Consider the following 7,780-nt stretch of genomic DNA (forward strand, 5'->3'; position numbering starts at 1 on the left):
CCTGCACAACGGAAAATGGTACGGCGGCCTCTACGGCTGGACGTGGCCCCACGGGTTCTACAACCTGGGGTTCGCCGCGATCACCGCGGCCAACAACGCCTTTATGCTCTCCGGGGACACCGGCTGGTTCGACCTGCCGAGGGGCATGATCGACCGCGTGCTGGAGGTGGGGATCGACGCGGATTTCGACGAGATGGCAGCCCAGATCAGCATTCGGGATCACTACATCGGCGTCGACCGCAGCCTAGGTCCCGACAGGCGGACCTTCCTCACGCCATACCGCTACGGTGACCAGGGCTGGATGGATTACCAGCCCATGCCCGTAACCTATCCCCTGAACGTGTGGAACGTGTCGGAGGCCGACGAGGATCGGGCGCGCATGGATTTCCTGCGCGAACGCAGCGGCTATGACTGGTCCGCCGTGGTGCCCTTCCGGGACAAGGGCGACATGCACCACGACGAGCCCTGGCTGCTCTACCTGCGGGGAGAGAATCCGGACTACCCGGAACGGATGCTGGGGGCCGCCCACGCCCAGGTCTGCCATCGCCTGGCGCAGATCCGCGCCGACGATTCGGATCTCGAAGCCGGGCCGTACATACACCTTTGGCAGCAGGTGCAGCCTGTGACCACCGAGGCCCTCGTGCAGCTCACCATGGGATGTCCCCAGGTCATCTACTACGGCGGCCTCCCCAACGCGCGGCTTCGGTACTACGACGCCGACCGCAAACGCCCGGGCTTGCCGGCCGACACGGCGGCCCTCGTCGACCGGATCGAACCGTCCCGCGTGGGCGTGCACCTGGTCAACCTGCACCACGTGGAAACGAGAAGGGTCATCCTGCAGGCCGGCGCCCTGTCAGAGCATTCCTTTCGCGGCATATCCTACGAGGCGACCGACACACCGTACCCCGGCGCCACGGGGGCCTACGCCGCTCTCCCGGCCTCGTTGCGTCGCCAGTCGGTGCAAGTCGACGATTCCCGCCTGTGCGTGGTGCTGCCGCCGGCCACCCGGATCCACCTGGACCTGGAGATGGCACGGTACGTCAACCGACCGCGGTACGAAACCGCTTGAGCGGCCGGGCGGGAAGCCTGACCTGCCGTCCAGTACGCCTAGTGTCAGATGGAAGTAATCGAAAGACGCTGAGTGCGCACAGAATCCGCGGTCACCCGGCAAATTCGAACCTTCGGATGAGGTCCAGCTCCCCGGGGTCGAGCGGTGTGCCGTCGGGATGCATCATGTCGTGCTGCCAGACCGCCGGAGTGGGATCGCCCTGCTTCGACTCCCAGGCCAGGTAGGTCTGCGTCCTCCCCGCCACAAACCCCCAGTTGTACCATCCGATCCGGTTTTCCGCGAATACGGGGAGCATCTCCGCGAAGGTGTTGCCGTGGTGCCGCCGCAGCCACTCGGTGCAGATCACGGGCCGGCCGTGCGCATTGCACCGAGCAAGGCCCGGACCGATGTCTTCGGCCGCCCCGTAGTAGTGGAAGGTGATGATATCGGACAGTTCGAACAGCAGTGCAGAGAGGTCGTCTTCGAAGGCGTTCCAGGTCCATGGTCCCGTGGTAAGTGGCTGCACGGGGTCGACCGAACGGGCCCAGGCGAAGGCATCCTCGACGAGCGGCTGGCTCCGCAGGTCGTCGTCCGGTTCGTTGTACAGGTCCCACACGAGCACGCGCGGGTCCGATCCGAAACTGCCGACGATGTCCTTCACGTAGCGCTCGAGGCCCGGCCAGGCATCCCGGTCGGCCAGGCGGTCGAACCCCGGACTCGGCACCCACTGGCTGTTGTGCACGCCGGGCACCGGGCCGTCCTGGGGTCCCAGGTAGGGGTCGCGTCCCCCGAAGTAGCAATCGCAGAAGAGGATGACCATGGTGCTGACGCCGTGCCGCGACGCGATGGCGAGAAAGCGGTCCAACCGCTCCTTCAGGCCCTCGGGGTCATCTTCCCAGACCAGGTACTGTACGAAGATCCGTACGCTGTTGTAGCCCGCCGCCGCGGCCCAGCCCAGTTCCTGGTCGATGGTTTCCGGGTCGAAAGTGGGCGCCTGCCACATCTCGGTCATGTTCACGGCCGTGCGCGGCAGGTAGTTGCAGCCGCGTATGACGCCGGCGTCCCGGTACCATGCGTGGGCTTTTTCGATGGTCCATCTGGTCATGGTATTCTGTGTCCTTTGACCACGAATCCGCGGGCCGACTTAATTACGTATGTCGGCCAGCACCATTCAGGTACGTCGGGCAATACCATCAGTCCGGAAGGTCTGCAAGGGCCTTCAGCACGTCCGCGATCCGTCCGAGCGCCAGGGCCCGGTGGCTGATCCGGTTTTTCACCCCCGCGTCCAGTTCGGCGAAGGTCTTTTCGTAACCCGCGGGCACGAACAGCGGATCGTAGCCGAATCCCGATTCGCCCTGCGGCGCTTGCAGGATCCGGCCCTCGCAGACGCCATCCGCGCTCCATGTGCGTCCGTCGGGAGCCACGACGGCCACGACGCATCGAAACCGGGCCGTGCGGTCGGCGTCTGAAATCCCGTCCAGGGCGTCGAGCAAGCGCCGGATGTTGTCCTGGTCGGTGGCGTCCGTACCGGCATACCGTGCCGAGTGGACGCCGGGCGCCCCGTCCAGGGCGTCCACCTCCAACCCCGAATCGTCCGCCAGCGCGGTCCTTTCGGTGTACCGCGAGACCGCCCGCGCCTTGATGAGGGCGTTCTCCTCGAAGGTGCGGCCCGTCTCCTCCGGTTCGGGACAGCCGGGAAAAGAACCAGCCGGCGCGACCCGCACGCCGGGAAGCAAAGCCTTGATCTCGGAGATCTTACCGGGATTGCGCGTTGCCAGGACGAGGGTCATGATCGTGGCCTAGCCCTGGGCCAGCGCCTGTTTCTGAAGGTCGATCAACCGGTTTACGCCCTGTTTGCCGAGGTCGAGCATGGCGGCCAGCTGATCCGTTGAGAAGGGGTGGTGCTCGGCGGTGCCCTGTATTTCCACCAGGTCGCCTTCGCCGGTCATGACGAGGTTCATGTCGACGTCCGCCGCGGAGTCCTCGTCGTAGCACAGATCGAGCATGGGCACGCCGCCGATGATGCCCACGCTGATGGCGGCGACCGCGTCCCGGACGGGGTCACGATCGATCAGCCCCTGCCGCGAAAGCCAGGACACCGCATCGCGAAGCGCCACGTAACTGCCCGTGATCGATGCGGTCCGGGTTCCCCCGTCGGCTTCGATGACGTCGCAATCGATGAGGATGGACCGTTCCCCCAGGCAGTCCAGGTCGAAAACGGCGCGGAGCGACCGCCCGATGAGCCGCTGGATCTCCTGCGTGCGGCCGGAGACGCTGCCGCGCCGGCCGTCGCGGGACACCCGCGTGTTCGTGCTTCGCGGCAGCATGCCGTATTCCGCCGTGACCCAGCCCTTGCCGCTCCCTTTCAGAAAAGGCGGTACGCTCTCGTCCACGCTCGCCGAACAGAGTACGGTCGTGCCGCCCATGGAAATCAGGGCGGACCCTTCCGCGTGCTGCAGGTAGTTGCGCCGGATCTCGACAGGACGCAACTGGTCGGTCTCCCGGCCATCGATCCTGGACGCAGACGCCACTGCTTCTTCCTTTGTTTCTGTGTGAACTTAACGGACGGTACCGCAGCACGGAGACCGCGCTACATGTTCTCTTCCTCTTCCGCGATGAGCGCGAGGGCGTCGCGGGGGTCTTCTGTTGCGATCAGCCGTTTTCGAAGGTTGTCGTGCCGAAGCAGGCGGGAAATATGGGCGAGCGCCCGGATATGGGGACCGGAGACGTTCAGGGGCGACACGAGCAGGAAGAAGAGGTAGACGGGTTGTTCGTCGAGGGATTGGAAATCCACGCCCTCCTTCTTGATCCCGAGCACCCCGACCAGCCGGTCGACGGCCTTGCATTTGCCGTGGGGAATCGCGACCCCCTTCCCGATCCCCGTGCTCATGATCTTCTCGCGTTCCAGGACGGCCTGGAGCACTTCACGGTTGTCGCTGATCCGGCCCGACGCGGTCAGTGCCTCGGCCAGTTCCTCGATCACTTCCTGTTTCTGCGTGGCCTTAAGGTTGACCAGGATAGCCTTTTCATCCAAAAGTTCCGTCAAGCTCATGCCGTGCTCCTGTATCCCGATCCATCCTGTAAAACGGAATCGCTACAAAAACCTGTGTGATTCTATGAAACCGCCCCGGAATTGTCAATAACGATTTGGACGGCTTCCCGGCCCGGCAGTGAGGCGGACATTAGAAAAGCCGCCTGACCACGTCGTCAGACGGCTTCGTGCTTCCTGGCAGACTTCGGCAAGGCGCCGGTTCAGCCGCCGGCCCGTTCCGCGAAACTGTCGGCCGTCATGTTGGCGGACTCGAGCAGCATTTTGAGATCGTGCCACTTCTCGGTCGAGTTCAGTTCATTCAGTTGCACCGTCAGCGAGTCGGCGAATGCCGAGGCTTCCTGCGCGAGCGCACGGGCGGCCTGGCCGCGTCCCTACTCGATGCTTCCCGAAATCTCCCCCCAGCGTTCCAGGAACGCCGGCAGGGCTTCATCGACCTCTCGTTTGGTCAACTCCTTCTGCACCACGGATTCCTGGCTGGCCGATTCGAAGAGCGCCATGGCGTTTTCGGCGGCGGTTTTCGCGTCGCCGTATTCCTCCGCGGCCATGTGCGTCCGGGCCATTTCGAGCTCGGCGGTGGCCGCTTCGAATTCGGCCGGTGCGTACTTGTCGACCTCGGCTTCCATGGCGGCGGTATTTGCCCGCTCCGCCCCGTCCATGGCCTCGGTGGGCGGTCCCGCGCATGCAGCGGCCACGATGAGGCATGCGACGACGCTCAGCGCGGTCAGATAGGCCTGCTTGGACATGATAGAACCTCCTGTTCGAACCGGTAAATGAAGTATGTCAGATCGCTTGAATGGGTATCGAATTGAACGGGTAAGGCACTGCTTCAGCAGTATAACTCAAATATAATAGAACGGTTCGAAAACGTGTCCAGCAAAAAAGGCGTCAGACTCAAAAAACATGGCCCGCCACGGGGACGTAACCGGAGGGTGGAATCCGGGATTGCCCTGTTCGCCGATCGGGTGAACGAGGTCGTGATTGCCCTTGACTTTCCGGCTTCCTGACCTTAGTGTGAAGGGTTCGATTCGGCAGCGAACCCGACGCATTGGCTGGACCATTGCAAAGTTGTCCATATCCCGGAAAGGACCAGCACGAAGCATGGTGTCTGAAGACCTCCTCAGGAAGCAGTTGGAATTCGTGCTGCAGGATACCAGCTTCGACATGGGCGAGAAATTCGAAGGCAAGGTCAGGGACAACTACCGGATCAACGGGAAACGGATCATTGTGACCACCGATCGGATCTCCGCCTTCGACCGGGTACTGTGCGCACTTCCCTTCAAGGGCCAGGTCATCAACCAGACCGCGGTCTACTGGTTCGAACGGACCCGACATATCATCGAAAACCACCTGATCGACGTGCCCGATCCGAACGTGCTCGTGGCCAGGGAATGCCGGTTGATTCCGGTCGAGATGGTCGTCCGGGGGTATCTGACCGGCGTGACCACGACGTCGGCCTGGTACCACTATTCCCGGGGGAGCCGCGACTTCTGCGGTAATGCGCTGCCGGACGGCATGAAAAAGAACCAGGCCTTCGACCGGCCCATCATTACCCCTTCGACGAAGCCGGAGAAAGGCGCGCACGACGAGTCCATCTCGGCGGAAGAGGTGCTTCGCAGGGGCCTAGTGGACGAAAGATCATACCGGGAGATGGAACGGGCGGCCCTGGCGCTGTTCGCCTTCGGGACCGAACAGGCGGCCGCCAACAACCTGATCCTGGTGGACACCAAGTACGAATTCGGCCTCTTCGAAGACCGGGTCGTGTTGATTGACGAGATCCACACCCCCGACTCTTCCAGATTCTGGATCAGGGATACGTATGAAGATCGATTCCGCCGCGGCGAGGAACCGGAGAAGATGGACAAGGAATATGTCCGCGGATGGCTCGCGGACCGTGGTTTTCGCGGCGACGGTCCCATACCGCATATTCCGGACGAGATTAAAATCGAAGCCGCCCGCCGCTACATTACAGCCTACGAGATGATTACCGCCAGGTCTTTCGAAGCCCAAAACGAGGACGTGTTGCAGCGGATCACCCACCGGCTGCGGAACCCCGTGTAGCCGAACTGCTCTCGTATGCGCCTGCCAACCCTCCTGGACATCACGGAAGTATCCCCCGTCGTACAGCGTTATCTCGCGCTGGCCGCCAATGACGCCCGCACCGCGCGGGTGTCGGGGCTCGCCGGCTCTTCGCGGTCTCTGCTGCTCGCCCACGCGCACCGGAAACGGGGCGGCGCGACGCTGGTCATCGTGGAGGACACGGACACCGCCGAGGAGATGTTCGAGGATATCTCCAGCCTGCTGGACCCCGGCGACGTGGCGTTGTTTCCCCCCTGGGAGGTGCTGCCCTACGACCAGGTGTCGCCGCCGGGAGACTTGACGGGACGGCGACTGGACGCGCTGCACGCCCTGATGAACAACCGGCCGCTGTTCGTCGTCGCGACGGTCCGGGCCGTCATGCAGCGGACCATGCCGCCGGCCGTGCTCGCCGGCGCCGTCCTCCAGGTGGTATCGGGCGCCACCATCCCCTTGAGCGAACTCACCGCGCGATGCATCCGGCTCGGCTACGAGCGGACGGACATGGTACAGGCGCCGGGCCACTTCAGTGTGCGGGGAGGTATCGTCGACGTCTATCCCCACGGGATGGAACAGCCGTGCAGAATCGAGTTCTTCGGCGACGAAGTGGATTCGATCCGCCTGTTCGATATCTACACCCAGCGGTCTTCGCGGAACATCGGCAAGATTACCGTGCTCCCGAACCGGGAAATGATCGACGATCCGGAGTCGCGCGACGAAGTGATTCAACGGGTAGAGCGGGCCGGAGCATCGCAATCGATCGACCCGTCCGAACTGGTGTCACACATAGAGGACGGCGGCCTGTTCGAAGGCAGTGAACGCTACCTGCCCTACTTCCATCCTTCCGCCGCCACCATCATGAACTACCTGCCGGACCGGACGCTGATCGTCCGCTGCGAACCCGATGAACTGGCGCGCGAAGCCGAGTCATTCGAGGCGGAATACGAAGACACCCACCAGCGAAGAACCGAGGCGGACGACCTGGTGCCCGGACCGGAACAAGCGATCCTGCACTGGCTCGGTATAATGGAGGAATCGGCCTACTACGGCACGATGGACATGGTGCGCGGCACGCGGGCGGCCGATGGGTGGCTCGCGGTTGGCGCCGAGGCCTCCGGCGTGTACCAGGGAGCGATGGACGTACTGAAGTCCCGGCTAAAGGAATGGAAGGCGGAAGGCGCCCGGGTCGTGGTGGTCTGCGACAACGAAGGACAGGCGGAGAGGCTGCGCGAGATCCTGGGCCCGGACGCCCCGGAGATCGACATGCCGGTCGGGCCGATGCACGCCGGGTTCATTCTGCCGGACCTGCCGCTGGTCGTGCTGACCGACGCGGAGATCTTCAACCGGTACCGGAGAAGACGCCGCAAGGTCTTCAAGGAAGGGGTGGTGATCGAGGACTTTACCAGCCTCAAAGAGGGGGACTACGTCGTCCACATCGACCACGGTATCGGCCGGTACGTCGGTTTGAAGCGCATTTCCGTGGACGACCGGGAAAGGGACTGCCTGACCCTGATCTACGCCGGGGACGACCGGGTCTTCATCCCCATCGAGCAGTTGCACCGGGTCCAGAAGTACGTCGGATCCGACGGCGAAGCGCCCACGTTGTC

At 63.6% G+C, this 7,780-nt stretch carries 8 protein-coding genes; 3 read left to right on the plus strand and 5 right to left on the minus strand.

From position 1 onward, the window contains the following. Positions 1-1,069 (plus strand): hypothetical protein (locus OXH56_05750; GenBank protein MCY3554809.1); only part of this gene is annotated, 1,069 nt, incomplete at its 5' end. A gap of 91 nt (positions 1,070-1,160) precedes the next feature. Here OXH56_05750 and OXH56_05755 read toward each other — a convergent pair. From OXH56_05755 to OXH56_05775, 5 genes are all read right to left on the minus strand, one after another. Next, a complete protein-coding gene (locus OXH56_05755) occupies positions 1,161-2,153 on the minus strand; it encodes a cellulase family glycosylhydrolase (protein ID MCY3554810.1) in 993 nt (330 codons plus the stop codon). A gap of 88 nt (positions 2,154-2,241) precedes the next feature. Further along, positions 2,242-2,838 carry an XTP/dITP diphosphatase gene (locus OXH56_05760; GenBank protein MCY3554811.1) on the minus strand — a complete coding sequence of 199 codons (597 nt, stop codon included), beginning with the start codon at positions 2,836-2,838 and terminating at the stop codon, positions 2,242-2,244. Between the two features lie 9 nt (positions 2,839-2,847). Beyond that, entirely contained in the window at positions 2,848-3,579 is a 732-nt protein-coding gene (rph, locus tag OXH56_05765) for a ribonuclease PH (protein MCY3554812.1), read from the minus strand. A 59-nt stretch (positions 3,580-3,638) separates the two neighbouring features. After that, positions 3,639-4,100: a PTS sugar transporter subunit IIA gene (locus OXH56_05770; protein MCY3554813.1), complete on the minus strand. Its 462-nt coding sequence runs from the start codon at positions 4,098-4,100 to the stop codon at positions 3,639-3,641. A 371-nt stretch (positions 4,101-4,471) separates the two neighbouring features. Next, positions 4,472-4,843, minus strand: coding sequence for a hypothetical protein (locus tag OXH56_05775; protein ID MCY3554814.1), 372 nt, complete (start codon positions 4,841-4,843; stop codon positions 4,472-4,474). 355 nt (positions 4,844-5,198) lie between these two features. Here OXH56_05775 and OXH56_05780 point away from each other — a divergent pair, with 355 nt between their 5' ends. Both OXH56_05780 and OXH56_05785 read left to right on the plus strand, forming a co-directional pair. Next, positions 5,199-6,158 (plus strand): phosphoribosylaminoimidazolesuccinocarboxamide synthase, encoded by a 960-nt coding sequence (locus OXH56_05780; protein MCY3554815.1) that lies wholly within the window; start codon positions 5,199-5,201, stop codon positions 6,156-6,158. Positions 6,159-6,173: 15 nt separating this feature from the next. Next, the coding region (locus OXH56_05785) for a hypothetical protein (protein ID MCY3554816.1) at positions 6,174-7,780 on the plus strand (1,607 nt) is incomplete at its 3' end.

It is taken from the genome of Gemmatimonadota bacterium (genome assembly GCA_026702745.1).
GTDB lineage: Bacteria > JAAXHH01 > JAAXHH01 > JAAXHH01 > JAAXHH01 > JAAXHH01.